Source organism: Microbacterium gilvum (assembly GCF_039543865.1).
GTDB classification, from domain to species: Bacteria; Actinomycetota; Actinomycetes; order Actinomycetales; family Microbacteriaceae; genus Microbacterium; species Microbacterium gilvum.
On the sequence record NZ_BAABKO010000004.1, the window covers coordinates 267,051 to 292,194 of the forward strand.

The following is a 25,144-nucleotide window of genomic DNA, read 5'->3' on the forward strand; positions in this document are numbered from 1 at the left end:
CCATGGCCCACGTCTGGCGCGGAGTGATGCGCGAGTACGCCGACCGTCTGGGCGTCACCGACGCGTCGACCGTCGTGACCCTGGGGGAGGGCGGAACGCCGCTCATCCCCGCGCCCGCGCTGTCGCAGCGCACAGGGGCGGATGTCTGGATCAAGTTCGAGGGGATGAACCCGACGGGCTCGTTCAAGGACCGCGGCATGACGGTCGCGCTCTCGCGCGCCGTCGAGCACGGCGCGAAGGCCGTGATCTGCGCGTCGACGGGCAACACCTCGGCGTCAGCCGCCGCGTACGCCGCGCACGCGGGCATCACGGCCGCCGTGCTCGTGCCGGAGGGCAAGATCGCCATGGGCAAGCTGAGCCAGGCCGTCGTGCACGGCGGGCAGCTCATCCAGATCCGCGGCAACTTCGACGACTGCCTCGAGATCGCCCGCGAGCTCTCCGAGAGCTACCCCGTGCACCTCGTGAACTCGGTCAACCCCGACCGCATCGAGGGCCAGAAGACCGCGGCGTACGAGATCGCGTCGCAGCTCGGCGACGCTCCCGACTTCCACTTCATCCCGATCGGGAACGCGGGCAACTACACGGCGTACTCGCGCGGCTACATCGAGGACGCCGAGGCGGGGACGACGACGCGCGTGCCGCGCATGTTCGGCTTCCAGGCCGAGGGGTCAGCCCCCATCGTGCGCGGCGAGGTCGTGAAGAACCCCGAGACCATCGCGACGGCCATCCGCATCGGCAACCCCGCATCGTGGGAGCTCGCCCTCGAGGCGCGCGACCGCACGGACGGCTACTTCGGCGCGATCTCCGACACCGCCATCCTCGCCGCGCAGAAGCTGCTCGCGAGCACGGCGGGAGTCTTCGTCGAGCCCGCGTCGGCGATCGGCGTCGCTGGCCTCCTCGAGCGGTCGGAGGCGGGCGTCATCCCCGCGGGATCGCGCGTCACGATCACGGTCACGGGCCACGGCCTGAAGGACCCGCAGTGGGCCCTCAAGCAGGAGGACGGCTCCGAGGTCTCGCCGACCGTCGTCGACGCCGCGACCGGCGACGTCGCCGAGGTGCTCGGCCTCGCGCCCGTGGGAGCGCCCGCGTGACGACCGCCCGGCGCTCCGTGCAGGTCCGCGTGCCTGCGACGAGCGCCAACCTGGGCCCGGGATTCGACACCCTGGGTCTCGCGCTGTCGGCCTACGACGAGCTCGTCGTCACGGCTCTCCCTGCAGGCGAGCTCGAGATCGAGGTGACCGGATCCGGCGCGGAGGAGATCCCCCGCGACGAGTCGCACCTCATCGTGCGCGTCATCCGCCACGTGTTCGCCGACCAGGGGCGCACGGCGCCCGGTCTGCGGATCGTCGCGCGCAACGGCGTGCCCCACGGCCGCGGCCTCGGATCGTCGGCCGCCGCCGTGACGGCGGGCGTGCTCGCCGCGAAGGGACTCCTCGAGGGCGAGGCGGAGCTGTCGGAGAACGACCTGCTCCGCCTCGCGGTCGAGATCGAGGGCCATCCCGACAACGTCGCGCCGGCGCTGTTCGGGGGACTCACGATCGCGTGGACCGACGAGCACGGCCCGCAGCACAAGAAGCTGCTCGTGCACCGCGGCGTCGCGCCCGTCGTCTTCGTCCCGGAGACGACGATGTCGACCTCGCTCGCCCGCAGCCTGCAGCCGCTGCAGGTGCCGCGCGAGGACGCCGTGTTCAACGTGTCGCGCTCCGCGCTGCTCATCGCCGCCCTCATCCAGAGCCCCGAGCTGCTGCTCGCGGCGACGGAGGACAAGCTCCACCAGGACTACCGGGCCGAGGCGATGCCCGAGACCAACCGCCTCGTGCGGGCGCTGCGCGGCGCGGGGTTCGCCGCCGTCGTCTCCGGCGCGGGGCCGAGCGTGCTCGTGCTCGCGGACGGCCCCGGCCGGCGCCTTGAGGCCGCAGAGCTGGTCCTGAGCGTGGCGGACACCCCGTGGGAGGCGCACATGCTCGCGGTCGATTTCAAGGGTGGTACAGTGAGGACCAACCCGGTGGGTGCTCGGTAGCACGTTCGAAACCACCGTCGCAATTCTGCGAAGCCCCCGCACGCTCCCGAGGATCCGACCCGATCGGACCCGGGATGGACGCGCGTCGTGGCGCGCGTCACGCGAATCCCGCCTGTGCGGTTCGGGTCATGCCACGCAACACCGACAGGAGCCCTCGTGGAGTCCCACTCCGAGATCCAGAACGACGACGTCGTCGCCGCGAACCCCGCCGAAGACGCGGGAGCGCAGGCGACCGCCCAGCAGGAGACGTCGGCAGAGACGCCTGCTGCCGAGGAGGCGCCCGCGAAGCCCGTGCGCAAGCGTGCGCCGCGCCGCGCCAAGTCGGCCGGCACGGCGCCCGCCGAGGTGACGGCGCCCGCTGACGCGGCCTCCGCGCCTGCGGAGGAGCCCGCGCCGGCCGACGCCGCAGCGGATGCCGCCGCCGAGCCCGCGGCGGCCGAGGCCGCAGCGGATGCCGCCGCCGAGCCCGCTGCCGAGGAGGCGCCCGCGAAGCCCGTGCGCAAGCGTGCGCCGCGCCGCGCCAAGAAGGTCATCGAGGCGGAGGCCGCCGCTGCCGCCGAGGCCGCGGCGCAGGCCGAAGCCGCCGCGCAGGCGGAGGCGTCCACGGACGCCGACGACGCGGCCGTCGAGGCGCCCGAGGAGGCTCCCGCGGCCGAGGGCGACGCGCTGTCCGCCGATGCGGCATCCGCGGCCGTGGAGGAGCCGGCCGCCGAGACCGTGGCGGAGGGCGCCGAGGCCGCGACGGATGGCGCCGAGGCCGCGGCGGAGGGCGCCGAGGCCGCGACGGATGGCGCCGAGGCCGCGACGGACGGCGGGTCGGACGCGTCCGACGCCGACAAGGCGGAGGGCGACTCCAAGCCCGAGGAGGGCACCGCGCGTCGTGGCCGCAACCGCAACCGCCGCGGCCGGGGCCGCGGAGCGGCGTCGGACGCCGCCTCGGACGAGCAGCGTGCGGAGGAGCCCAAGGAGGACGAGTCCGACCGTCCGGAGCGCGGCGGACGCCAGAACCAGGGCCAGAACCGCAACCAGAACCAGAACCAGAACCAGGGTCAGAACCAGGATCAGGCGAACGGCCGCGGACGCGCGCGCAACAAGCGCCGCGGCGGTGCGGATGACGAGTTCGACACCGAGATCGGCGACGACGACGTCCTCATCCCCATCGCGGGCGTCCTCGACGTCCTCGACAACTACGCGTTCGTGCGCACGACCGGCTACCTGCCCGGTCAGCAGGACGTCTACGTCTCGCTCGGCCAGGTGAAGAAGTACAACCTGCGCAAGGGCGACGCCATCGTCGGCGCCATCAAGCAGCCGCGCGAGAACGAGCAGTCGGGCCGTCAGAAGTACAACGCGCTCGTCAAGGTCGACTCCATCAACGGGCTCTCCGTCGAGGACGCAGCGACCCGCGTCGAGTTCGGCAAGCTCACACCGCTCTACCCGCAGGAGCGCCTGCGTCTCGAGACGGCGCCGGAGAAGCTCACGCAGCGCATCATCGACCTCGTCGCCCCCATCGGAAAGGGCCAGCGCGGGCTCATCGTCGCGCCCCCCAAGGCGGGCAAGACGATCGTGCTGCAGCAGATCGCGAACGCCATCGCGCTCAACAACCCCGAGGCGCACCTCATGGTCGTCCTCGTGGACGAGCGGCCGGAAGAGGTCACCGACATGCAGCGGTCGGTCAAGGGCGAGGTCATCGCCTCGACCTTCGACCGCCCGGCGGAGGACCACACGACGGTCGCCGAGCTCGCGATCGAGCGCGCCAAGCGCCTCGTCGAGCTGGGCCGCGACGTCGTCGTGCTGCTCGACTCGATCACGCGCCTCGGCCGCGCCTACAACGTCTCCGCGCCGACCTCGGGCCGCGTGCTCTCGGGCGGGGTGGACGCGTCGGCGCTCTACCCGCCGAAGCGCTTCTTCGGCGCGGCGCGCAACATCGAGAACGGCGGCTCGCTCACGATCCTCGCCACGGCGCTCGTCGAGACCGGGTCGAAGATGGACGAGGTGATCTTCGAGGAGTTCAAGGGCACAGGCAACATGGAGCTGCGCCTGTCGCGCCAGCTCGCCGACAAGCGCATCTTCCCCGCCGTCGACGTCAACGCGTCGTCCACGCGCCGCGAGGAGATGCTGCTCTCGCCCGACGAGGTCAAGATCACGTGGAAGCTGCGTCGCGCCCTCGCCGGGCTCGACCAGCAGCACGCGCTCGGCGTCATCCTCGACAAGCTCAAGGAGACGCAGTCGAACGTCGAGTTCCTCGTGCAGATGCAGAAGTCGATCCCCCAGACGGGCGGTCGCGGCTCGGGTCACGAGAACGACATCCGCTGACGTGTTCGAGTCGGTCCAAGCCCTGATCGACGAGCACCGCGCGGTCGAGCGAGAGCTCTCCGACCCCGAGGTGCACGCCGACGCCGCGCGGGCGAAGCGCGTGAACCGGCGCTACGCCGAGCTCTCGCGCATCGTGAAGGCGCACGAGGCATGGACGGCGGCGGGTGAGGACCTCGACGCCGCGCGCGAGCTCGCCCGCGAGGACGAGGCGTTCGCGGCCGAGGTCCCGGCGCTCGAGGAGAGCCTGGCGGAGGCGCAGGAGCGCCTCCGCCGGCTCCTCATCCCGCGCGACCCCGACGACGCACGCGACGTCATCATGGAGATCAAGGCGGGCGAGGGCGGAGCCGAGAGCGCGCTGTTCGCCGCCGACCTGCTGCGCATGTACACGCAGTACGCCGCGTCGCAGGGCTGGAAGACGGAGCTGCTGGAGCGCGACGAGTCGGATCTCGGCGGCTTCAAGAACGTGCAGCTGGCGATCAAGGGCTCCTCGAACGACCCCGCCCAGGGCGTGTGGGCGCACCTGAAGTACGAGGGGGGCGTGCACCGCGTGCAGCGCGTGCCCGCGACCGAGTCGCAGGGGCGCATCCACACGTCGACGACGGGTGTGCTCGTCTTCCCCGAGGTGGACGAGCCCGAGGAGATCCACATCGATCCGAACGACCTGAAGATCGACGTGTTCCGGTCGTCGGGGCCCGGAGGGCAGTCGGTCAACACGACCGACTCCGCCGTGCGCATCACGCACGTGCCGACCGGCATCGTCGTGTCGATGCAGAACGAGAAGTCGCAGCTGCAGAACCGCGAGGCGGGCATGCGCGTGCTGCGCGCACGCCTGCTCGCGCGTCAGCAGGAGGAGCTCGCGGCCGCCGCGAGCGACGCGCGCAGATCGCAGATCCGCGGGATGGACCGCTCGGAGCGCATCCGGACGTACAACTTCCCGGAGAACCGCATCGCCGACCACCGCACCGGGTACAAGGCGTACAACCTCGACCAGGTCATGGACGGCGCCCTCGGCCCCGTCGTCGCCTCGTGCATCGAGGCCGACGAGGCCGAGCGGCTCGCGTCGATCGGCGACTGACGCCGTCGGTCAGCGGCCGTCGCCGCGGCGGTCGGAGGCGTCCGGCCGGTCGCCCACGTCCCGTCCCACCGCGAACGCGGCGGGCTCGGCGCCGTTGAGGGCGTGATCGCCGAGCAGTCGCGCCTTGAACGGGTAGGGGTTGTGCGACGCGACCGCGCGGGCGTTCCTCCAATGCCGGTCGAGACCGAGATCGGCGTCGAGCGACGACGCGCCCAGCACGTCGAGCGCGTGCGCCGCGACGTCGAGCACACGCTGCGAGATCTCGACCTGGGCCGAGGCGACCGCGAGCTCGACCTCGACGAACTCCGCGTCGACGGCCGCCGGATCGGCGTCGCGGTCGAGCCAGAGGTCCCACGCCTCCTCCATGCGGCGCGCCACGCCGTCGACGATCCAGCCGACCGCGTCGGCGGCGGCGCGGAGACGGCCGACGTGCTCCTGCACCACCGCATCGTGGCGGGGGAGCTCTCCCGTCCCCGTGAAGTACACACGCGTCTTGGAGCGGAGCTGCCCGGCCGTCTCCCGCGCCGCCGACTCCGCGATCCCCGCCAGGGTGGCGAGGAGGACCGCCTGGTGCAGCCCTGCGCCGCCGCGGGCCGGTCCGCCGGCGGGGAAGCGGCGCACCTCGTCCTCTGACACCCGGACGTCCCGGAACACGGTCGTCCCGGTCGCCGTGAGGCGCTGTCCGAAGCCGTTCCAGTCGTCGACGATCTCCACGCCTTCGCGGTCGGCGGGGATGACGGGCACGACCGGCGCGCCCTCCTCGTCGACCGCGCCGACCGGCAGCCACTGCGCGTAGGCGTTGCCCGTCCCGTAGATCTTGCGACCGTCCAGCCGGAACGCGCCCGTCGAGGTGCGGGACAGGATGGTCCGCACCTCGCCGATCGCCGAACCCCGCGGCTCCGTCGTGGCGCTTCCGAAGAGGTCGCCGGCCGCGACGCGCTCCAGCCAGCGGCGGCTCTCGTCCTGGTCCGCGTCGCGGAGCAGCACCTCGACCTGGAAGAAGTGCTGGCGGAGGGCCTGGGGGATGTTCGAATCGGCGGCGGCGAGATCGCGCAGGAGCAGGAGGAGCTGGCGCAGGCTGGCACCGTGCCCGCCGCGGTCGACGGGGAGCCGGAGCGCCCCGAACCCTGCGCGACGCAGCGCCCGCACGGCGTCCCGCGGCAGGTCCCGCGCCCGCTCGCGCGCGGCGGCGCCATCCGCGATCTCGGCGAACAGCGGTGCGAAGCGCGCCCTGAGGTCGGCATCGGAGGTCATCGCGCGTCCTCCTCTCGACGACGCGCGAGCGCGGCGCGGTGGCGCCGGGCGGGATGGCTCTCCGGCAGGAACGGGCCGCCGTCGGTGACCCGCTCGCGCGCCGTGCCTGAGCCGTAGTCGGCTCGCATGGTGCCGCGGTCGACGAGCACCGGACGCACATGGTCGACGAAATCGGCGAACGATCCGGGCGACACGAGGTACTGCAGGTTGAGCCCGTCGACTCCCGCGTCCTGCCAGGCGTCGATCTCGTCGGCGATCTGCTCGGGCGTGCCGACGGCGTGCCGGTTCGCGGCCCACCGGGCGAACGTCGCGAAGTCGGCGTCGGGGTCCGGCGCCGAGCCGAGCACCTGACGCAGCAGCGGACCGGGATCCGTCGATGCGAGGATCTCCGCCACGGTCGCATGCGCGGGATACCGGTCGAGGTCCTCCTGCCAGAAGCCGCTGAACTTGACCAGGATCGACTCGAGCGTCTGCGTCTCCCGCAGCTCGGCGTCCAGGCGGCGCGCCTCCTCCTCCGTGCTCCCGACGACGACCCCGAGCCCGCCGAGGATCTTCACGTCGCTGGCGGCGCGCCCCTGGGCGACGGCGGCGGCGCGCAGCTGGCGCACGCTCGCGGGCGCCTGCTCGCGGCCCCCCGACGTGAACAGCACCTCCGCGTTGGCTCCGGCGAATCCGATGCCCGTTCCCGATGCGGCGGCGTTGAAGAGGAACGGCGTCCGCTGCGGGCTCGGTTCCGTGAGATGAGGACCCGGCACGGTGTAGTACGGACCGACGTGGTCGATCGTGTGGACCTTCGACGGATCGGCATAGACGCCGCGCACGCGATCGGCGACGACGGCGTCGTCCTCCCAGCTGGCCTCCCACAGTTTGAAGACGGCCGTGACGTAGTCCTCGGCGCGCCCGTAGCGCTCCTCATGGCTCGGCAGGCCGTCATGGCCGAGGTTCCGCCCTGCCCCGGGCAGGAAGCTCGTCACGATGTTCCACGCGATGCGGCCGCCGGAGAGGTGGTCGAGCGTCGACATCTTGCGGGCGAAGGTGTAGGGGGGCTCCTGGAGGATGTTCTCGGTCAGCACGAACGACAGGTCCGTCGTCGCGTGGGCGAGGATGGGGATGAGGACGGCCGGGTCGTTCACGGGCGTCTGCATCCCCGTGGCGATCGCCGCGTCCCTGCTGCCCCGGTAGATGTCGTACGGCGCGAGGACGTCGGCGAAGAAGAGGAAGTCGAAGCGGCCGCGCTCGAGCAGGCGGGCGAGATCCACCCACGCGTCGGCCGTGTTGAGCTCCGTCTGCCGCGAGTCGGCGCGCCGCCATGACCCGTGATCGTGGTGCGACAGCACGAACTCGTTGAATGCGCTGAAGATGAGGGGACGGCGGCGGGTCATCGCGCGGTCTCCGTGCCGAGCACCTGCTTGCCGATCACTCCGGACAGCACCTCCGTCGAGTAGGCCATCAGCTGACCCGCCTCCGCGTCGCGCAGATGACGCTGGATCGGCGAGGTGCGCAGATAGCCGCTCGCACCGCCGACGCGCACGGCGAGCTGAGCCGTCTCCACGGCCACGCGGTTGGCCAGGAGCTTGGCGCGGTCGAAGCCCCCCGCGTGCGCGGGATCGCCCGCGTCGGCCTGCCTGAGCGCCTGGCGCCAGTAGGCGCGCACCGCCTCGATGCGGCTGTGGTGGTCGGCGACGGCGTACTCGACCCACTGCTGCTCGGCGAGCGGCCGGCCCGCGATGACCCGCGAGCGGGCATGCGCGACGAGCGCGCCGAGAGCGGCGTCGGCGATGCCGAGGGAGATGCCCGCGAGGCCGGCGCCGACGTAGTTCCGATGGTCGGGACCGGGCGCGGCCCCTCGGCGGTCGGCGCGCAGGAGTGTGCCGTGGAAGGACAGCAGCTGGCTGCGCGTGCCGCGCAGGCCCAGCGAGTCCCAGATCGGGATGACCGTGATCGTGGCGTCGGGCTCCACGCCGAAGAACGCCGGAGCACCGTCGATCGCGACGTTGACGAGGAGGTGGTCGGCGATCTCGCTTCCCGACACGAACCGCTTCGCCCCGTCGAGCACGTGACCGTCTTCCACGGGGGAGGCCTCCTGCTGGGGATTGAGGAAGCGGTTGCCGCTCGTGGGCTCGGAGAGCGCGTTCGCGAAGCGGTCTCCCGCGAGCAGCGCGTCGGCGTAGTAGGAGCCGAGCGAGTCCGCCGTCAGCTGTGCGAGACCCACCGCGGCGCCGAGGTGCATCGTCCAGATCGTGGCCACGGCGGGGTCGGCCTCCGCGAGGGCGCGCACGACCTCGCCGAAGAAGGAGTACGACGCGCCCCCTCCGCCGAGGTGCTGCGGGAGCGCGGCCGCGTCGAAGCCCTCCGCGTGGAGCCGGCGCAGCGCCGCCTCCGGCAGCCGGGCGTGCTCGTCGTTCTCGGCCGCGTCGGAGGCGAACGCGGGGAGCAGCTCGTCGAGGCGGTCGCGCAGGTGCCGTTCGTCGTCGCGGACGAGCGCATCGGTGACGGTCATGGGTTCCTTCCGTGTCAGGGCGCACCCGGTCCGGAGAACCGGGCGAGGACGAGCTCCTCGAGCGTCGTCACGAGGGTGTACACGACCGTGGTCGCGAGGATGAAGACGGTCGCCGTGGCCCACAGCGCCGCGTACTGGGATGTGCCGGCCGCGCGCATCAGCTGCGATCCGGCTCCCTCGCCCGTGATGAGCCACTCCGCGATGAGGGCAGCCGAGAGCGACTGCGGGATCGCGAGCCTGGCGGCCGTGAAGAGCGCGGGCACCGCGGAGGGGAGCCCGACCTTCCAGATCTGCGCCCACCGTCGGCCGCCGAAGACGGAGACCACGTCGAGCGCCTGCGGAGACGCGCCCGCGATCCCGAACGAGATCGTGACGAGCGCCGAGAAGAACACGACGATGAAGCCGATCGCGGCGAGACCGGCGTCGCCGCGGCCGAACACGAGCACGATCAGCGGAGTGAGGGCCACCAGCGGGAAGGTGCGCAGCACCATGGCGACGGGCATGAACGCGGTCGCGAGCGCCGGGAAGAGGGCGAAGAGCGTCGAGATGACGGCGGCTCCGCCGAGTCCCGCGACGTATCCGATGCCCGCGTCGTGGGCCGTGACGGCGAGACCGTCGAGCACGAGCGCGCGGTTCGCCGCTGCGTCGGGCACGGCCCAGAGGTACGACCAGACGTCGATGGGCGACTTCGCGATGAACGGGCTGATGCCCGTGACCGCCAGGAGGACCTGCCAGACGACGAGCAGCGCGATCACGGTGCCAGCGAAGACGGCCGCGCGACGGCCGACGGATGCGGCGATCCGCGTCATGCGAGCCTCCTCCCGCCGTGCGCCCAGGGGAGCGCGACGCGCGCGACGGCCCCGATGAGCGCGTAGCCGAGGCTCGTCGCGAGGGCGGCGCTCAAGCCGAAGATCCAGGTGCGCTCGACCTGGATCGACCGCTGCGCGACGGCGAGCGCGACGCCGACCCCGGAGTCGACTCCGCCCAGGTACTCGCCGATGATGGCGCCGAGGATCGCGGCGGGGATGCCGATCTTGAGGGCGTTGAGGGTCGCGGGAAGCGCCGCGAACAGCTTCACCTTGACGAAGAGGTCCCAGCGGCTGCCTCCGTAGGCGGCGATCATGTCGGATTCGATGCGGCGCGTGGCTCGCGAGCCGAGGAGCGCTCCGACGAGCGTCGTGAAGAGCACGGCGATCGCCGCGAGGAAGATGGAGGGCGTGCGCCCCTGCACGACGGCGAGGACGACGGGGCCGATCGCCGCTGCCGGGGCGCACTCCACGAACAGCGCGAGCTGGCCCACGGGTGCCGAGAGCGACGGCAGGAGCATGACGACGACAGCGAGCGCGAGCGCGATGCCCGCGCCCCAGGCGAATCCCTGCAGTGCGCTCGACAGGGTGACCCCGATCTGCGCGGCGTAGTATCCGGGTCCGTCGGCGGCGATCTGGCGCACGAGGTCGGGCGGCGATGGGACGACGCCCGTCTCCCCGAAGGTCGTGTCGGCGGTGATCCACCAGGCGGCGATGACGATCGCGAAGCCGACGGCCCCGAGCGCGTACCGCGCCGCCGCACTACGCCGCATGGTCGTCCGCGTCGCGGGCGGTGCGGAAGAGGAGCTCGACGAGGCGGTCGCTGAGCGCGTGGAACTCGGGAGAGCGGATGACCTCGATCGTGCGCGGGCGGGGGAGGTCGATCGGCACGACCTCGACGATGCGCCCCGGCCGGTGCGACATCACCGCGACGGCATCGGAGAGCAGGATGGCCTCCTGGATGCCGTGCGTCACCATGAGCGTGGTCGACGGCCGCTCCGACCAGATCCGCTGCAGCTCCAGGTTGAGCCGCTGCCGCGTCATGTCGTCGAGGGCGCCGAAGGGCTCGTCGAGCAGGAGGAGCTCAGGCTGCACGACGAGGGCGCGGGCGATCGACACCCGCTGCCGCATCCCGCCCGACAGCTGCGCTGGCCTGGCGTGCTCGAAGCCGGAGAGCCCGACGAGCCGGATGAGGTCGTCGACGCGGCCGCGGTCGGGGGATCGGCCCGCGAGCTCGAGCGGGAGGGAGATGTTGCGGCGGACGGACCGCCATTCGAGGAGGGCGGCATCCTGGAACGCCACGCCGACGTCGTCTCGACGGCGTCCGCCGGCGACGTCCTCCCCGTGCACGCTGACCGTCCCGGAGCTCGGCTCCTCGAGTCCCGCGAGGATGCGGAGCACCGTCGACTTCCCGCAGCCGGACGGACCGATGAGCGAGACGAAGCCGCCCCGCGGCACGTCGAGGTCGACGCCCGCGAGCGCCTCGACTCCGCGACGCCCCGCGAAGGACTTGCGGAGGCCGGCGATGTGCAGACCGGCGTCCGGCCCCGCCGAGGCGGGGCCGGACGCCTGCGTGGGCGACGTCATCCGACGCCGATCACGAGGTCGGGGTTCTCCGCGTAGACGTCTGCGATGAGCGTCGTGTCGAAGAGGTCGTCGGGCGCCAGGTCGTAGCCGACGAGCGCCAGGCTGTCGATGTTCCGCTGGACGGCGTCGTCGCTGATGGTGCCGATGCCGTTCTCGAGCGCCTCGTCGGTGAGGATGAGCTTCTCCTGCTGCTCCCAGGAGAGCTCGATGTCGGCGCGGACGTAGTTCTGGTCCTTGCCGTAGTCGTCGATGACGAGGTCGATCGTCCCGTCGACATCGTCGAACGCGTCCTTCCAGCCCCGTGCATAGGCCGTGAGGAAGGCCTCGACCGCGTCGCCCTCGTTCTCGAGAGTCTCGGCCGTCACGACGACCGCCTCCCCGGAGTAGGCGAGGCCGTAGTCGGCGAGGAGGAACTCCTGCGCCCCGAAGCCCGTCGCGCGCAGCGGCGCCCCTCCGTCGCCGTATCCCATGAAGCCGTCGATGTTGCCGAGCTTGAGGTCGTTCTGCGCGTCTCCGTAGGGCACGCGGTCGATGTCGTCCGCGTCGATGTCGTTCGCGGCGAGGAAGGCGTCCCAGTTGGTGGCGCTCGAGTCCGCGATCGCGATGGTCCGTCCGACGAGATCGGCGGGCGTGTCGATGGGGTCGCTGTCTGCCGAGACGAGCGTGAACGGGTTCTTCTGGTACGTCGTCGCGACGATGCGGAGATCCGCCCCCTCCGCGTTCGCCTGGGCGATATCGGTGGGCGACGCGATGCCGATCCACGCGCTCCCGCTCGTGAGCGCGGAAGCCGCGGGCACCCCGCCGATCCCGCCCGCGACGAGCTCGACGTCGTCGAAGCCCGCCTCCTGGAAGTAGCCGCGGCTGTCGGCCTCGAAGTAGCCGGAGAACTCGTGGTTCTTGAGCCACGAGAGCTGGACGGTGATGTCGCCGTAGTCGGCGTCGCCGAACGCCTCTGCCGTCGCGTCGGATGACGCGCACGAGACGAGGGCGGCGGCGACGACGCCGGCGACGGCGAAAGCGCCGAGGGTGCGGGCAGCTCGGGTGCTGCGGATGGGGGACATGGCGGCCTCTCAGAGGGGGCGCCGACCATCCGATCAGTCGACGCAACGTGTCAACAGGTAGCGCAACAGTACGAGGGGATCGGTCGCCGACGCCGCGATGTTTCCACGCGTTACAAGGATTTTCGCCGCGTGTCACATGGTGGGATGCCGGCTGCGAGACAACTTGTCAACAGGCTGTATGCTGGGCGCTCCGACGAGAAGACGCAGGAGGGACCCACCGGGTGAGCGCTGATTCCACCGGTCTCACGACCGTTCCCGCCATCCGGGCGCTGCCCAAGGCCGAGGTCCACGTCCACCTCGAGGGGGCGATCGAGCTCGCGGACCTGCTGGAGGCGGCGCGTGAGGCGCGTGTCCGGCTGCCGGGGCCGGCTGCCACCCTGTTCGACGTCGCGAGCCACGATGATCCGCCGCACCCCTCGCCGCTGTCGGCGTTCCTGCGGTTCCTCGACTGGGAGGGAGCGCTGTTCTCGTCGGCGGAGCAGCTCGAGCGCCTCGCCTACCGGTTCGCGGCGCGTCAGAGCGCGTCGGGCATCGTGTACGCCGATGTCATCGTGAATCCCGCGCACTGGCCGTCCTGGCGCAGCGACCCCGCTGCGCTCTTCGACGCGCTCGGCGCGGGCTTCGACGCCGCAGCCGCCGACGGGCTGTGCCGCGTGCGGACGTGCGCGTCGATCCTGCGGACATGGGACGCGGCCACCGCCGAGGACCTCGTGTCGGCCGTCGTCGCGCGCAGACCGCGCGCACTCGTCGGCGTCTCCGTCGACGGCGACGAGAGGGTCTCCGGGCGCACGGGAGGGCGCTTCCGCGGCGCCTTCCAGGCGGCGGGACGGGCGGGTCTGCGACGCACCGCCCACGCGGGGGAGTCGAGCGGACCGGAGGGCGTGCGCGACGCGATCGACCTCCTGGGCGCCGAGCGCATCGACCACGGCGTGCGCGCCGTCGAGGACCCGCGACTGGTCGATCGGCTCGCGGACGAGCAGATCGCCGTGGGGGTGTGCCCCACCTCGAATCTCGCGCTCGGGCTGTTCCGCCGGCTCGAGGACCATCCCGTCGACGCGCTCGCGCGCGCCGGCGTGCGCGTGACGGTGAACACCGACGATCCGGCGGCGCTCGGCACGCGCCTCGAGGCGGAATGGGCGCTGTGCGCCGCCGCCTTCGGCTGGGACGACGCGCGCATCCTCCGACTCGCGCGGGACTCGCACCTCGCGAGCTTCGCGACCGACGACGAGCGGGCCTCCGCCCTCGCGCGCCTGCAGGAGCGGGAGGAGGCAGCCGCATGACCGGCGACTCCGAGGCGCTGCGCCGCGGGATCCTCGCGATCGCGCGGGAGACCGTCCGCGCGGGCGCGGCGCTCCCGGGCGAGCACGAGCTGGCGCGCCGGCTCGGCGGCAACCGGGCTCAGGTGCGGCGCGTGCTGGGGGCGCTGGAGCAGCAGGGGATCGTCCGCCGGCATCAGGGCGCCGCGACGACCGTCGACCCCGTCGCCCTCCGGATGACCGTCCGCCTCGAGGAGCAGGTGGAGCACAGCGAGCTGCTCGACCGGCTCGGCTTCCGACCGGAGGTGCGCCTGCTCGACAGCACGACGGGCGAGCTGGGCGCCGAGCTCGCCGACGTGCTGTCGGAGCCGGCCGACGCGCCCATCCTGCGCGCGCGCAAGCTCTGGACGGCCGACGGACGCCCTGCGATGCTCGCGGAGAACACGATCGTGCTGCCGGAGCCGTGCGAGCTCGACGCGGCCGCGTCGGCCTTCGACCTCGTCGCCGACGCGTGGTCGCAGCCCATCGTCTGGGAGGTCGCGACGCCCGGGGTCGAGAACGCCGCAGGGCGTGTCGCCTCGGATCTCGGCCTCGCCGAGGGGACGGCGTGCATGGTCCTGACCATCGTGGGGATGCTCCGCTCCGGGCGCCGCGTGTTCCACGCCGTCGAGCGGCACCATCCCGACATCGTGCAGTACTCCGTCGTCCGCCGCTTCCCGGAGCCCTGGTCATGACCGCGGGTGCGCTGTCGGGCGTCGAGATCTGGGACGGCGAGCGCCTGCTCGGCGCGGGAGGGGTCGCGTGGGCCGACGGCGTGCTCGGCGAGATCGCCGTCGACCCCGGCGTGCCCGCGTGCGGGCTCTCGGTGGTCCCGGGGCTGGTCGACACGCACGTGCATCTCGATGTCGCGGTGGGGGAGCAGCCGGCCGACTCCGGATGGGCGCTCGCGACGGGCGAGGCCGACAAGGCGCTGCACGTCGCGGGCGGCGCCCTGCGGTTCGCGCGGAACGGCGTCACGACGCTGCGCGACCTCTACGCGACGGAGCCGCAGTTCGCCGCGGCTCGGGCACTCGCGAGCGGCGTCGTCCCCGGTCCGAGGCTGCTCGCGTACGGACCCGTGAGCATGACCGCGGGGCACGGGGATCTCTTCACTCCACGCGGGGCGGCTGCCCGGCCTCCCGTCGCCGACGGCGTCGACGCCTGCAGGCGGCTCGTCCGCGAGTGGGTGCGCGCCGGCGCCGACGGGATCAAGATCTACACCTCCGGCGGCATCCTGTCGCTCGGCGACGAGGTGGGGTGGCGCAACCACACGTTCGAGGAGACGGCCGCGATCGTCGACGAGGCGCATGCGCTCGGCCGCCGCGTCGCCGCGCACGCGCTCAGCGCCGAGGGCGTCGACGTCGCGATCCGCGCCGGGGCGGACTCCGTCGAGCACGCCACGGGACTCGCCGCAGGGCAGATCGACGCGCTCGCCGCCGCCGGCGTGCCGGTCGCGCCGACGCTCGCGGTCCACGAGCGCATCCTGGCGGGGGACGACCCGCTGCTCGCCGCCGCGCGCCGGCAGACCCGCGCCGTGGTGGCGCAGCGCGATGCGGTGTTCGCCGAGGCCGCGCGCCGCGGCGTGCGGTTCGTCCTCGGCACCGACGCGAACGGGCGACTCGTCCCGTACACGGGAGCGCACGCGGAGCTGCGCCGCATGCGGGACGTGCTCGGATGGTCGGCGGAGCGCACGCTCGTCGCCGGCACGTCCGACGCCGCCGCCTCCCTCGGGCTCGGCGGCTCGGTCGGGCGCATCGCGCGAGGGTACTCGGCCGATCTCCTGGTCGTCCGGGGCCGCCCCTGGGAGGACCTCGACGTGCTCGATCCCTCGCGCATCGTCGCCGTGGTGGCGCAGGGCCGCCTCCTCCACGGTACGCTTCCGACCCCCTGACGCTCCGCCGCCTCTCGGTTCAGGTCGCAGTACCCGTCCTGTGGAGGCCGTTCCGAGCCGCTTTCTGCGACCTGGAGGGGTGGTGTTCCCGTTCAGGTCGCAGTACCCGTCCTGTGGAGGCCGTTTCGGGTCGCTTTCTGCGACCTGGAGGAGGGAGCCGCCGGCGGCGACGACGCCGGCGCCGCGGCCGGATCGGATGCGGATCTCGGGGCAGCTGGGAGGATGGGCGGATGGAGATCCACGAGCTCGGCGCGATCGGCCTCGCCGACGCCCTGCGCGCCGGCGAGGCCGGTCCCCGCGAGGCCGCCGAGCACTTCCTCGACCGCATCGCGCGCCTCGACGGCGGGCTGGGCGCCTTCGTCGAGGTCACGGCCGATCGCGCGCTCGCGCAGGCCGACGCGCTCGCCCTGGCCGCCGCGGGCGGCGCGCCCTCGGGGCCGCTGTGGGGCCTCCCGCTCGCCGACAAGGACCTCACGGCGCGCGCCGGAGTGCCGACCCGCTACGGCTCGCTGGCCTTCCGCGATGCCGTGCCCTCGGCATCCGACCCCCTCGCCGTCGCCCTCGACGACCTCGGCGCCGTGAGCCTCGGCAAGACGAACACACCGGAGTTCGGGTTGACCGGCTACACCGAGTCGCGCGTCGCGCCGCCGGCCCGCAACCCGTGGGACGCCGCCACGGGAGCAGGGGGGTCGAGCGGAGGGGCGGCTGTCGCCGTCGCCGCGGGTCTCCTCCCTGCGGCGCCCGCCTCGGACGGCGGCGGGTCCATCCGGATCCCCGCGGCGACCGTCGGCGTCGTGGGGCTGAAGCCGTCCAGAGGAAGGCTCCCGGTGGGGTCCGGCATGGACGGACTCGCGGGGCTGGCGGTGGCGGGGCCGATCGCACGCTCCGTCGCCGACGCCGCGTTCCTCCTCGATGCGCTCGTGTCGGCGGCTCCCTACCCCTTCGCCACTGCGGCGCCGGGAGGCGGCCCCTTCCTCGACGCGGCGCGCCGTCCACCGCGGCGTCTGCGCATCGGGGCCACGACCGTCACGCCGTGGGACGGCTGGACGGACACCGCGCTCGACGTCGACGCGCGCGTCGCATTCGATGCGGCCGTGCGGATGCTCGCCGACCATGACGTCGACGACGCCGGATGGCATCCGCAGGGGTACCCCGAGCTCTTCACGACGCTGTGGCGGGCCTCCGCCGCGCGGGTCCCCGTCGCCGACGACAGGCTCGACGCCGATCTCGAGCCGCTGACGGCCTGGCTCGTGCGGGAGGGACGGGCCCTGCGGGCCGAGCGGCTGCTCGCGGCCCTCGCCGCGGCGACGGCGTTCGAGCGCGCGACGATCGCGGCGTTCGCGTCGTTCGACGTCGTCCTGACGCCCGCGCTCGCGCAGTCGCCGAGGCCGGTCGGATGGTTCGACGCCGACGACCCGGAGCGGAACTTCGCACAGCAGTGCACGTACGCGCCGCACACGAGCTTCGTCAACGTCGCGGGGCTGCCGGCGATCGTGCTGCCGCTCGCGCCCGATGCGACGGGCCGCCCCGTCGCCGTGCAGCTCGTCGGCCGCCCGGGCGGGGAGGCGGCCCTGCTGTCGCTCGCGGCCGAGCTCGAGAGCCGGCGCGGTCCGCTGCCGTGGCCGCCGGCGGTGCGCCCCGGTCGGTGAGCGAGCCGCGTCCGGTCGCCCCGCGAGCGCAGCGAGTCGAATCGCCGTGCGCCGGTCTCGGAGAGCGGATGGTCTCGGTGCCGTCCCCGGGACGGATCGCGGCGTCTCGTCTCGCCCGCTGGCCGATCGGAAGGGCCCGACGGAGTGCTCAGATGCTGTAGTCGGGGGCCATCAGGACGGCCCGGGTGTCCTCGCCGCTCTGCTTCGCGCGAGCCTTCGCGGGGATGCCGATGAGGACGGTGTCGGCGGGGCAGCTGCGCGTGACGACGGCGTTCGCGCCGATGGCGGAGCGGGCGCCGATCTCGATGGGCCCCAGCACCTTCGCGCCGGCTCCCACGGCGACGCCGTCGCCCAGCGTGGGATGGCGCTTGCCGGCGTCGTGCGTGCGCCCTCCCAGCGTGACGCCGTGGTACAGCATGACGTCGTCGCCGATCTCGGCGGTCTCGCCGATGACGACGCCCATCCCGTGGTCGATGAAGAAGCGGCGCCCGATGACCGCGCCCGGATGGATCTCGATCCCCGTGATCCACCGTGTCGCCTGCGACCCGGCCCGGGCGGCGAACCGGAAGCCGCGACGCCACAGGCGGTGCCACAGCCGGTGCGCCCAGATGGCGTGCAGGCCCGGGTAGAGAAGCGCGATCTCGAGGAGCGAGCGCGCCGCGGGATCCCGTCGCTGCGCGGCGACGAGATCCTCGCGGACGCGGCTCGTGAACGACATGCGGGCGTCAGTCCTCGCGGAGGTCCTCGAAGAGGGCCGTCGAGAGGTAGCGCTCTCCCGTGTCCGGCAGGATGACGACGATGCGCTTGCCCGCGTTCTCGGGGCGCTTGGCGAGCTCGACGGCCGCCCACGTGGCCGCACCGCACGAGATGCCGACGAGGAGGCCCTCCTGCGCGGCGAGCGCGCGCGAGGTGGCGATGGCGTCCTCGAACTCGACCGTGACGACCTCGTCGAAGACGTCGGTGTCGAGGATGGGCGGCACGAAGTTCGGGCCGATGCCCTGGATCTTCGCGGGGCCGGGCGTGCCGGTGGAGAGCAGCGGCGACGCCGTGGGCTCGACGGCGACGACCTTGACGTCGGGGTTGCGCTCCTTGAGCACCTGGCCGACGCCCGTGATCGTCCCGCCCGTGCCGACGCCGGCGACGAAGATGTCGACCTTGCCGTCGGTGTCGCGCCAGATCTCCTCGGCCGTGGTCTTGCGGTGGATGGCGGGGTTCGCGGCGTTCGCGAACTGCTTCGCGAGGATGGCGCCGGGCGTCTCGGCGGCGATGCGCTCGGCCTCGGCGACGGCGTTCTTCATGCCGCCGGCCGGGTCGGTGAGCACGAGCTCGGCGCCGAACGCCTTGAGGAGCACGCGGCGCTCCTTCGACATCGATGCGGGCATCGTGAGGATGACCTTGTAGCCCCGCGCCGCGCCGACGAGCGAGAGTGCGATGCCGGTGTTGCCGCTCGTCGCCTCGACGATGGTGCCGCCGGGCTTCAGCTCGCCCGACTCCTCTGCCGCGTTGACGATGGCGATGCCCAGGCGGTCCTTCACCGACGAGCCGGGGTTGTAGTACTCGAGCTTGGCGAGGACCTCGGCGCCCGCGTCGCCCGTGACGCGGTTGAGGCGGACGAGCGGGGTGTTGCCGAACGCGGTGGTGACGTCAGCGTGGATACCGGTCATGACGGCCTTTCTGAGGGGGATCCTGCGATCGGCTTCACCCTAGGGCACGAACCCCGGGGCTCCGCATGGTCTGCGTAATGAAGTTACCGGCGTCCGTAGACTCGATGGGCCATGACGACTCCCGCAGAATCCTCCCTCCGCGCCGTCCTCGAGGGCGGAGCGCGTCGGCTCGCCGAGGCGGGCGTCCCCGATCCGCTCGTCGACGCCGAGCTCCTCCTCGCGCACGTCCTCGCCGAGAGCCGCGGCGCCGTCCAGGTCGCCGCGATCCGCGGCGACGCGATAGATCCCGCCCCGCACGACGCCTTCGACGCCGTCGTGGCCCGGCGCGCTCAGCGCGAGCCGCTGCAGCACATCACGGGCGTCGCCCCGTTCCGCCACCTCGAGCTGCTCGTCGGCCCCGGCGTCTTCGTGCCGCGACCCGAGACCGAGATGGTGGCGCAGCTCGGCATCGACGCCCTGCGCGCCGACGCGTCGCCGCGCCCCGTCGGCGTCGACCTCGGCACGGGCAGCGGGGCCATCGCGCTCGCCCTCGCGACCGAGGTGCCGCACGCCGAGATCCACGCCGTGGAGAAGTCGCCCGACGCGCATGCGTGGACGCGGCGGAACATCGCGCGCTCGGGCGCCGAGGTGCACCTCGTCCTGGGAGACCTCGCCGACGCCCTCCGAGAGCTCGACGGGACGGTCTCCGTCGTCGTCTCGAACCCGCCCTACGTGCCGGACGACGCCATCCCCCGCGACCCGGAGGTGCGGCTGCACGATCCGGCGGCCGCGCTCTACGGCGGTCCCGACGGCCTCGACGTCGTGCGCGTCCTGAGCGTGACGGCCGCCCGCCTGCTGCGCCCGGGCGGCCTCCTCGTCATCGAGCACGGGGAGTGGCAGGGCGCGCCCGTGCGCGAGCTCCTGACGGCAGACGGATGGCGCCAGGCCGCCACGCACCCGGACCTCACGCTGCGAGACAGGGCGACCACGGCCGTCCGCGCCTGAGACGCGACGCCGCGACGCCCGGCGGGCGCCGTGCGGCAGGGGATCGGGGCTCCCAGGCGCCTTCGCCGTAGACTTGTCGCGCTATGTCCCCCCTCTTCGATCTGCGCGATGAGACGCAGCTCCTCCCCGGCATGCGCCAGGCGCGTCAGGCGATCGCCCGCGGAGAGCTCGTCGTCCTGCCCACCGACACCGTCTACGGCGTCGCGGCCGACGCCTTCAGCCCCGCCGCGGTGCAGCGCCTTCTCGACGCGAAGGGGCGCGGCCGTCAGCAGCCGCCGCCCGTGCTCGTCGCGAACGACGCCGCGATGCGCGCCCTCGTCGAGGAGGTGCCGGAACCCGTGCAGAGACTCGTCGACCGCTTCTGGCCCGGAGCGCTCACCATCGTGCTCCCCGCGCAGCCCTCGCTGAGCTGGGACCTGGGAGACACGCAGGGCACCGTCGCCGTGCGCATGCCCGACGACCGGCTCACGCTCGAGCTCCTCGCCGAGACGGGGCCGCTCGCGGTCTCCAGCGCCAACCTCACCGGGCAGCCGGCCGCCGTCACGATCGACTCCGCTCGCGGCATGCTCCGCGAGTCGGTGTCGGTCTACCTCGACGGCGGTCCGTCGAAGACGGGCGTCGCGTCGACGATCGTGGACGCCACGTCGTTCGTCGGCGGCGCATCCGACCCGCTCCTGCGCGTCCTGCGCGAGGGTGCCATCTCGCGCGTCGAGCTGCGCGAGGTGCTGGGCGACCTGCTCGAACCTGAGGCTGCGGGCGACGCGTGAGGCAGTACGTCTTCATCATCGTCCTCACCGCCGTGGTCACGTTCGGCCTGGCGTGGACGGTGTGGAAGCTCGCGATGCGGTACAAGCTGTACCCCGGCATCCGCGAGCGCGACGTGCACAAGACCCCCACCCCGCGGCTCGGGGGAGTGGCGATGTTCTTCGGCATCGCGACGGCGTTCGCGGTGTCGGCCGCGAACCCGTACTTCGGGCTGTTCTGGGACCAGCCGCAGCGCGTGCTGTCGGTCCTCGCCGCCGCCACGCTCATCATGCTCGTCGGCGTCGCCGACGACCTGTGGGACCTCGACTGGATGATCAAGCTCGCCGCGCAGTTCCTCGCCGCGGGCATCATCGCCGTCGGCGGGCAGCTGCAGATCTACTTCCTCCCTTTCGGCGGCGTCACGGTGTGGGGCAGCTGGATGAGCATCGGCATCACGATCCTCTCGATCGTCGTCGTCATGAACGCCGTCAACTTCATCGACGGGCTCGACGGGCTCGTCGGCGGCGTCTGCCTGCTCTCGAACACCGTCTTCTTCGTGTACTCGTACCTGCTCGTGCGCGACACCGGCGCGACGGTCTACTTCAACTTCGCGACCTTCATCGCCGCCGTCCTCATCGGCGCGTGCATCGGGTTCCTGCCGCTCAACTGGACGCCGGCCAAGCTCTTCATGGGCGACTCCGGCGCGCTCGTGCTGGGCCTGCTCATGGCGACGAGCGCGATCGCCATCACGGGCCAGCTGCCGCCGTCGATCCTCGACCGCGACGACGTCGACTCCCAGCTGCTCGGTGCGTTCATCCCCATCCTCATGCCCGTCATCGTCGTCGCGCTGCCTCTCCTCGACTTCGCGATGGCGGTCATCCGCCGCATGTCGAAGGGGCGGTCGCCGTTCTCGCCCGACCGCAAGCACCTCCACCACCGCATGCTCGACATGGGGCACACCGCGCGCGCCGCCGTCCTCATCTTCTACGCGTGGACCGCCGTCTGCTCGCTCGCGGTGCTGCTCATGTACATCGCGACGCAGCGCGGCTGGCCGGGCGGATGGTGGCTCGGCGCGGCCTTCGGGCTCGTGGGCGTCGTCGCGTGCCTCGTCGTCACCTTCCTGCCGTCGCGCCCCGTGCGCCGGCGCCGACCAGAAGCCCAGCCGTCGTCCGCCGGCGCACCGACCCCTCAGGAGGCCTGATGTCGCCCTCGCCCGTTTCCAGCACGCCCGTCCTGCGCGCCGCCATCCTCTGGAGCGCGGCCGCGACCGGCCTCATCGCCGTCGTCGGGGGAGTGGCGGGCTTCCTCGTGGCCGGCGCGGACGGCCTGTGGTCGGCGCTCGCGGGCGCGCTCGTCGCGGCGGTCTTCCTCGTGCTCACGTCGGTCAGCGTCCTCGTCGCGAACCGCTGGTTCGGCGACGCCCTCTACGTGCCGATCTTCTTCGGCATCGTGCTGGGCGGATGGTTCGTCAAGCTCATCGTGTTCATCGGCGCGCTGTTCGTGCTGCGCGGCCAGCCGTGGCTCGAGCCCGTCGTCTTCTTCGTCGCCATCGTCGCGAGCGTCGTGGCGTCGCTCGTCGTCGACGTCGTCGTCATGCGCACCATCCGCATCCCGCACGTCTCGGACGTCCGGCTCCCCGGCGACGACGACGCCGACGAGAAGCCCGCCTCCTGAGGCGTCTTCTACAACGTGTCAAAACCTGGGCCCGACCTTTGATAGGCTGGACTCACCTGCGGCCGGTGTGCGACGCGATGAACGCGACGAGGCCCCGCAGACCCGCTCTCTCATGACAATTCACCGTGCTGGGCCCGTCCCCGTGCGAGAAGCAGGAGCCACAGGTTGACTCAGGCAGCGAACCTCATCGCCAAGATCGCCGAAGGGGAGGAATTCCACCCGCCGTCGATCTCGGACTTCTTCCCCGAGGGGCTGCTGTTCGTCGGCACGCCGTTCGAGATCACGCGCATCAACCTCGCGCAGTTCCTCGCGACGGCCGTCCTCGTGGTGATCCTCCTCATCGGCACGCGCAACATGCGCGTCATCCCCGGGCGCTTCCAGAGCATCGTCGAGATGGGCATGCTGTTCGTCCGCGACACGTTCGCGCACGGGATCCTCGGCCGCAAGGACGGCGACCGGTTCCTGCCGCTGCTCATGACGATGTTCTTCATGATCCTGTTCATGAACCTGACGGGCATCATCCCGGGCATCAACATCGCGGGCACGAGCGTCATCGCCGTCCCGCTCCTCCTCGCGATCGTCTCCTACGTCGCGTTCATCTACGCCGGCATCAAGAAGAGCCCCGCCGGGTTCTTCCGCAACGCGCTCTTCCCGCCCGGGGTGCCGCCGTTCCTCTACATCATCGTGACGCCGCTCGAGTTCCTCTCGACGTTCATCATCCGCCCGGTCACGCTGACCCTGCGACTCCTGATGAACATGATCGTCGGGCACCTCATGCTCGTGCTGTTCTTCTCGGCGACGCACTTCTTCCTCCTCACGATGGGCGGATGGTGGTCGCTCCTGAGCGTCGGCACCCTCGCCTTCGGCTTCGCCTTCACCCTGTTCGAGGTCCTGGTGGCTGTCCTCCAGGCCTACGTCTTCACGATCCTCACCGCGGTCTACATCCAGCTCGCGGTGGCGGAAGAGCACTGACGGACGACCACACGGTCATCCGCCTTACCGAAAGGAAAAACCCGTGGACGCTACCACGATTCTGGCCGAGGTCAACGGTTCGATCGCGACGGTCGGCTACGGCCTTGCGGCCATCGGCCCGGCCATCGGCGTGGGCATCGTCGTCGGCAAGACGATCGAGTCGACCGCCCGCCAGCCCGAGCTCGCCGGCCGCCTGCAGACGCTCATGTGGATCGGTATCGCCTTCACCGAGGCGCTCGCCTTCATCGGCATCGCCACCGGCTTCATCTTCGGCTACAACTGATCCCTCGCTCGACACCTAAGGAGGCAGGATGCTGAACGCTCTTGTCACTGTCGCCGCGGAGGAAGCAGAGCACAACCCGCTCATTCCGGCGATCTACGACATCGTCTGGTCTGCGGTGTGCTTCGTCATCATCCTCGCCGTGGTGATCTTCGTGGCGATCCCCCGCCTCACGAAGATGCTCGACGAGCGCTCTGCGGCCATCGAGGGCAACATCGCGAAGGCCGACGAGGCTCAGAAGCAGGCCGAGGCCGCGCTCGAGGAGTACACGCAGCAGCTCGCCGAGGCCCGCAAGGAAGCCGGCGAGATCCGCGAGGCCGCCCGCGAGGACGGCAAGAAGATCGTCGCGGAGGCCAAGGACACCGCCTCGGCCGAGGCCGAGCGCATCACGGCGACCGCGCACACGCAGATCGAGGCGGAGCGCCAGTCGGCGCTCGTGTCGCTGCGCGGCGAGGTCGGCTCCCTCGCGCTCGATCTGGCAGGCAACGTCATCGGCGAGACCCTCGCCGACGACCAGAAGGCGCAGTCCGTGGTCGACCGCTTCCTCGCCGACCTCGAGGCGTCCGAGAAGGCGGCCAAGTAATGGGCAGCGCGACCACTCAGGCGCTCGCCGCCGGCGCGGACGCGCTCGCGGCGGCGCGGGTCGACCTCGACACGGCGCGCGAGCTGTTCGCGGCGTCGCGTGCCGTCGCCGGCTCGTCGGCGCTGAGCGGCGCGCTCGCCGACCAGGCCGCCGCCGCCGACGTGCGCGGCGCGCTCGTCGGACGGGTGTTCGGAACGCTGTCGCCCGTCGCGCAGTCGCTCCTCGCGGAGGCCGCGGCTCAGCGCTGGTCCTCGGCGTCCGACCTCGTGTCGGGCATCGAGGAGCTGGCCATCCGCGCCACCGCGAAGGCGGAGACCGCCGACGTCGAGGCCGAGCTCTTCCAGGTCTCGCGGATCGTCTCCGCGAACCCCGAGCTCGAGCTCGCGCTCGGCAGCCGCCTCGGCGACGACGCGAAGAAGGGCGAGCTGATCGCGACCCTGCTGCAGGGCACGGCCAGCACCGGCACCACCCTGATCGTGTCGTCGCTCGTCCAGCAGTCGCGCGGACGCCGCGTTCGCGCCCTGCTGACGCGCGCGATGAAGCTCGTCTCCGCCGAGCGCGGTCGCACGGTCGCGACGGTCTACACGAAGGCGCCCCTCACGGCGGAGCAGAGCGAGCGCCTCGCGGCCTCGCTCGGTCGGATCTACGGCGGCGGCGTCTCGCTCAACCCCGTGATCGACCCCGCCGTCGTCGGCGGCATCCGCATCCAGGTCGCCGACGATGTCATCGACGGCAGCATCTCCTCCCGCCTCGCCGATCTCCGGCAGAGGCTCGCTGGCTGAAAGCTCTCCC

25 protein-coding genes are annotated in these 25,144 nt (G+C 72.4%); 16 read left to right on the forward strand and 9 right to left on the reverse strand.

Annotated elements, in window-relative coordinates; translation table 11 throughout:
• Positions 1-2 precede the first annotated feature (2 nt).
• The 4 genes from thrC (at position 3) to prfA (ending at position 5,408) form a co-directional block, all read left to right on the forward strand.
• A complete protein-coding gene (thrC, locus tag ABD998_RS12445) occupies positions 3-1,091 on the forward strand; it encodes a threonine synthase (RefSeq protein ID WP_345439598.1) in 1,089 nt (362 codons plus the stop codon).
• Positions 1,088-2,020, forward strand: coding sequence for a homoserine kinase (gene thrB, locus ABD998_RS12450; protein WP_345439600.1), 933 nt, complete (start codon positions 1,088-1,090; stop codon positions 2,018-2,020). The genes thrC and thrB overlap by 4 nt, the downstream gene beginning before the upstream one ends.
• Before the next feature lie 156 nt (positions 2,021-2,176).
• Complete coding sequence (gene rho / locus ABD998_RS12455) at positions 2,177-4,333, forward strand: transcription termination factor Rho (protein WP_345439602.1); 2,157 nt, start codon at positions 2,177-2,179, stop codon at positions 4,331-4,333.
• Between the two features lies 1 nt (position 4,334).
• On the forward strand, positions 4,335-5,408 hold the full coding sequence (gene prfA, locus ABD998_RS12460; protein WP_345439604.1) for a peptide chain release factor 1: 1,074 nt from the start codon (positions 4,335-4,337) through the stop codon (positions 5,406-5,408).
• Between the two features lie 9 nt (positions 5,409-5,417).
• Here the strand turns inward: prfA and ABD998_RS12465 are convergent, their stop codons facing one another.
• Genes ABD998_RS12465 through ABD998_RS12495 form a run of 7 tightly spaced genes read right to left on the reverse strand, consistent with a single transcriptional unit; the run spans position 5,418 to position 12,616 of the window.
• Entirely contained in the window at positions 5,418-6,662 is a 1,245-nt protein-coding gene (locus ABD998_RS12465; RefSeq protein WP_345439606.1) for an acyl-CoA dehydrogenase family protein, read from the reverse strand.
• Positions 6,659-8,044, reverse strand: coding sequence for an NtaA/DmoA family FMN-dependent monooxygenase (locus ABD998_RS12470; protein ID WP_345439608.1), 1,386 nt, complete (start codon positions 8,042-8,044; stop codon positions 6,659-6,661). Before ABD998_RS12470 ends, ABD998_RS12465 begins: the two co-directional genes overlap by 4 nt.
• On the reverse strand, positions 8,041-9,162 hold the full coding sequence (locus ABD998_RS12475) for an acyl-CoA dehydrogenase family protein (RefSeq protein WP_345439610.1): 1,122 nt from the start codon (positions 9,160-9,162) through the stop codon (positions 8,041-8,043). The genes ABD998_RS12470 and ABD998_RS12475 overlap by 4 nt, the downstream gene beginning before the upstream one ends.
• A 14-nt stretch (positions 9,163-9,176) precedes the next feature.
• Complete coding sequence (locus ABD998_RS12480) at positions 9,177-9,971, reverse strand: ABC transporter permease (RefSeq protein WP_345439612.1); 795 nt, start codon at positions 9,969-9,971, stop codon at positions 9,177-9,179.
• Positions 9,968-10,741 carry an ABC transporter permease gene (locus ABD998_RS12485; protein ID WP_345439614.1) on the reverse strand — a complete coding sequence of 258 codons (774 nt, stop codon included), beginning with the start codon at positions 10,739-10,741 and terminating at the stop codon, positions 9,968-9,970. The genes ABD998_RS12480 and ABD998_RS12485 overlap by 4 nt, the downstream gene beginning before the upstream one ends.
• Positions 10,731-11,555, reverse strand: a complete 825-nt coding sequence (locus ABD998_RS12490) for an ABC transporter ATP-binding protein (protein ID WP_345439616.1) — start codon at positions 11,553-11,555, stop codon at positions 10,731-10,733. The genes ABD998_RS12485 and ABD998_RS12490 overlap by 11 nt, the downstream gene beginning before the upstream one ends.
• Positions 11,552-12,616 (reverse strand): ABC transporter substrate-binding protein, encoded by a 1,065-nt coding sequence (locus ABD998_RS12495; protein WP_345439618.1) that lies wholly within the window; start codon positions 12,614-12,616, stop codon positions 11,552-11,554. The genes ABD998_RS12490 and ABD998_RS12495 overlap by 4 nt, the downstream gene beginning before the upstream one ends.
• A gap of 221 nt (positions 12,617-12,837) precedes the next feature.
• Between ABD998_RS12495 and add the strand changes: the two genes are divergently transcribed.
• The 4 genes from add to ABD998_RS12515 all read left to right on the forward strand — a co-directional run bounded on the left by add (position 12,838) and on the right by ABD998_RS12515 (position 17,451).
• Positions 12,838-13,896, forward strand: coding sequence for an adenosine deaminase (gene add, locus ABD998_RS12500; RefSeq protein WP_345439620.1), 1,059 nt, complete (start codon positions 12,838-12,840; stop codon positions 13,894-13,896).
• Positions 13,893-14,606 (forward strand): GntR family transcriptional regulator, encoded by a 714-nt coding sequence (locus ABD998_RS12505; protein WP_345439622.1) that lies wholly within the window; start codon positions 13,893-13,895, stop codon positions 14,604-14,606. The genes add and ABD998_RS12505 overlap by 4 nt, the downstream gene beginning before the upstream one ends.
• Positions 14,603-15,802, forward strand: a complete 1,200-nt coding sequence (locus ABD998_RS12510; RefSeq protein WP_345439624.1) for an amidohydrolase family protein — start codon at positions 14,603-14,605, stop codon at positions 15,800-15,802. The genes ABD998_RS12505 and ABD998_RS12510 overlap by 4 nt, the downstream gene beginning before the upstream one ends.
• Positions 15,803-16,032: 230 nt before the next feature.
• Positions 16,033-17,451: an amidase gene (locus ABD998_RS12515; protein WP_345439626.1), complete on the forward strand. Its 1,419-nt coding sequence runs from the start codon at positions 16,033-16,035 to the stop codon at positions 17,449-17,451.
• Between the two features lie 148 nt (positions 17,452-17,599).
• Here the strand turns inward: ABD998_RS12515 and epsC are convergent, their stop codons facing one another.
• Complete coding sequence (gene epsC, locus ABD998_RS12520) at positions 17,600-18,169, reverse strand: serine O-acetyltransferase EpsC (RefSeq protein WP_345439628.1); 570 nt, start codon at positions 18,167-18,169, stop codon at positions 17,600-17,602.
• A gap of 7 nt (positions 18,170-18,176) precedes the next feature.
• Positions 18,177-19,115: a cysteine synthase A gene (gene cysK / locus ABD998_RS12525; protein ID WP_345439630.1), complete on the reverse strand. Its 939-nt coding sequence runs from the start codon at positions 19,113-19,115 to the stop codon at positions 18,177-18,179.
• A 111-nt stretch (positions 19,116-19,226) separates the two neighbouring features.
• Here cysK and prmC point away from each other — a divergent pair, with 111 nt between their 5' ends.
• From prmC to ABD998_RS12565, 8 genes are all read left to right on the forward strand, one after another.
• Positions 19,227-20,099 carry a peptide chain release factor N(5)-glutamine methyltransferase gene (gene prmC, locus ABD998_RS12530; RefSeq protein ID WP_345439632.1) on the forward strand — a complete coding sequence of 291 codons (873 nt, stop codon included), beginning with the start codon at positions 19,227-19,229 and terminating at the stop codon, positions 20,097-20,099.
• A gap of 83 nt (positions 20,100-20,182) precedes the next feature.
• Positions 20,183-20,866, forward strand: coding sequence for an L-threonylcarbamoyladenylate synthase (locus ABD998_RS12535; RefSeq protein ID WP_345439634.1), 684 nt, complete (start codon positions 20,183-20,185; stop codon positions 20,864-20,866).
• A complete protein-coding gene (locus ABD998_RS12540; RefSeq protein WP_345439636.1) occupies positions 20,863-22,044 on the forward strand; it encodes an MraY family glycosyltransferase in 1,182 nt (393 codons plus the stop codon). The genes ABD998_RS12535 and ABD998_RS12540 overlap by 4 nt, the downstream gene beginning before the upstream one ends.
• Positions 22,044-22,517 carry a hypothetical protein gene (locus ABD998_RS12545; protein ID WP_345439637.1) on the forward strand — a complete coding sequence of 158 codons (474 nt, stop codon included), beginning with the start codon at positions 22,044-22,046 and terminating at the stop codon, positions 22,515-22,517. Before ABD998_RS12540 ends, ABD998_RS12545 begins: the two co-directional genes overlap by 1 nt.
• 165 nt (positions 22,518-22,682) lie before the next feature.
• The gene (gene atpB / locus ABD998_RS12550) at positions 22,683-23,489 is read left to right on the forward strand and encodes a F0F1 ATP synthase subunit A (protein ID WP_345439638.1); all 807 of its coding nucleotides are present in this window, start codon (positions 22,683-22,685) and stop codon (positions 23,487-23,489) included.
• A gap of 43 nt (positions 23,490-23,532) precedes the next feature.
• The gene (gene atpE, locus ABD998_RS12555) at positions 23,533-23,772 is read left to right on the forward strand and encodes a F0F1 ATP synthase subunit C (RefSeq protein WP_156241867.1); all 240 of its coding nucleotides are present in this window, start codon (positions 23,533-23,535) and stop codon (positions 23,770-23,772) included.
• A gap of 28 nt (positions 23,773-23,800) precedes the next feature.
• Positions 23,801-24,352, forward strand: a complete 552-nt coding sequence (locus tag ABD998_RS12560) for a F0F1 ATP synthase subunit B (RefSeq protein ID WP_345439639.1) — start codon at positions 23,801-23,803, stop codon at positions 24,350-24,352.
• Positions 24,352-25,134: a F0F1 ATP synthase subunit delta gene (locus ABD998_RS12565; protein ID WP_345439640.1), complete on the forward strand. Its 783-nt coding sequence runs from the start codon at positions 24,352-24,354 to the stop codon at positions 25,132-25,134. The genes ABD998_RS12560 and ABD998_RS12565 overlap by 1 nt, the downstream gene beginning before the upstream one ends.
• Positions 25,135-25,144 lie beyond the last annotated feature (10 nt).

Coding starts and splice junctions, on each gene's coding strand:
- cysK (WP_345439630.1), bottom strand. CDS start 19,115: ATGACCGGTATCCACGCTGACGTCACCACCGCGTTCGGCAACACCCCG.
- ABD998_RS12470 (WP_345439608.1), bottom strand. CDS start 8,044: ATGACCCGCCGCCGTCCCCTCATCTTCAGCGCATTCAACGAGTTCGTG.
- ABD998_RS12475 (WP_345439610.1), bottom strand. CDS start 9,162: ATGACCGTCACCGATGCGCTCGTCCGCGACGACGAACGGCACCTGCGC.
- prmC (WP_345439632.1), top strand. CDS start 19,227: ATGACGACTCCCGCAGAATCCTCCCTCCGCGCCGTCCTCGAGGGCGGA.
- ABD998_RS12505 (WP_345439622.1), top strand. CDS start 13,893: ATGACCGGCGACTCCGAGGCGCTGCGCCGCGGGATCCTCGCGATCGCG.
- ABD998_RS12535 (WP_345439634.1), top strand. CDS start 20,183: ATGTCCCCCCTCTTCGATCTGCGCGATGAGACGCAGCTCCTCCCCGGC.
- ABD998_RS12565 (WP_345439640.1), top strand. CDS start 24,352: ATGGGCAGCGCGACCACTCAGGCGCTCGCCGCCGGCGCGGACGCGCTC.
- ABD998_RS12490 (WP_345439616.1), bottom strand. CDS start 11,555: ATGACGTCGCCCACGCAGGCGTCCGGCCCCGCCTCGGCGGGGCCGGAC.
- ABD998_RS12560 (WP_345439639.1), top strand. CDS start 23,801: ATGCTGAACGCTCTTGTCACTGTCGCCGCGGAGGAAGCAGAGCACAAC.
- ABD998_RS12515 (WP_345439626.1), top strand. CDS start 16,033: ATGGAGATCCACGAGCTCGGCGCGATCGGCCTCGCCGACGCCCTGCGC.
- epsC (WP_345439628.1), bottom strand. CDS start 18,169: ATGTCGTTCACGAGCCGCGTCCGCGAGGATCTCGTCGCCGCGCAGCGA.
- thrC (WP_345439598.1), top strand. CDS start 3: ATGGCCCACGTCTGGCGCGGAGTGATGCGCGAGTACGCCGACCGTCTG.
- ABD998_RS12510 (WP_345439624.1), top strand. CDS start 14,603: ATGACCGCGGGTGCGCTGTCGGGCGTCGAGATCTGGGACGGCGAGCGC.
- ABD998_RS12485 (WP_345439614.1), bottom strand. CDS start 10,741: ATGCGGCGTAGTGCGGCGGCGCGGTACGCGCTCGGGGCCGTCGGCTTC.
- ABD998_RS12545 (WP_345439637.1), top strand. CDS start 22,044: ATGTCGCCCTCGCCCGTTTCCAGCACGCCCGTCCTGCGCGCCGCCATC.
- ABD998_RS12495 (WP_345439618.1), bottom strand. CDS start 12,616: ATGTCCCCCATCCGCAGCACCCGAGCTGCCCGCACCCTCGGCGCTTTC.
- ABD998_RS12480 (WP_345439612.1), bottom strand. CDS start 9,971: ATGACGCGGATCGCCGCATCCGTCGGCCGTCGCGCGGCCGTCTTCGCT.
- ABD998_RS12465 (WP_345439606.1), bottom strand. CDS start 6,662: ATGACCTCCGATGCCGACCTCAGGGCGCGCTTCGCACCGCTGTTCGCC.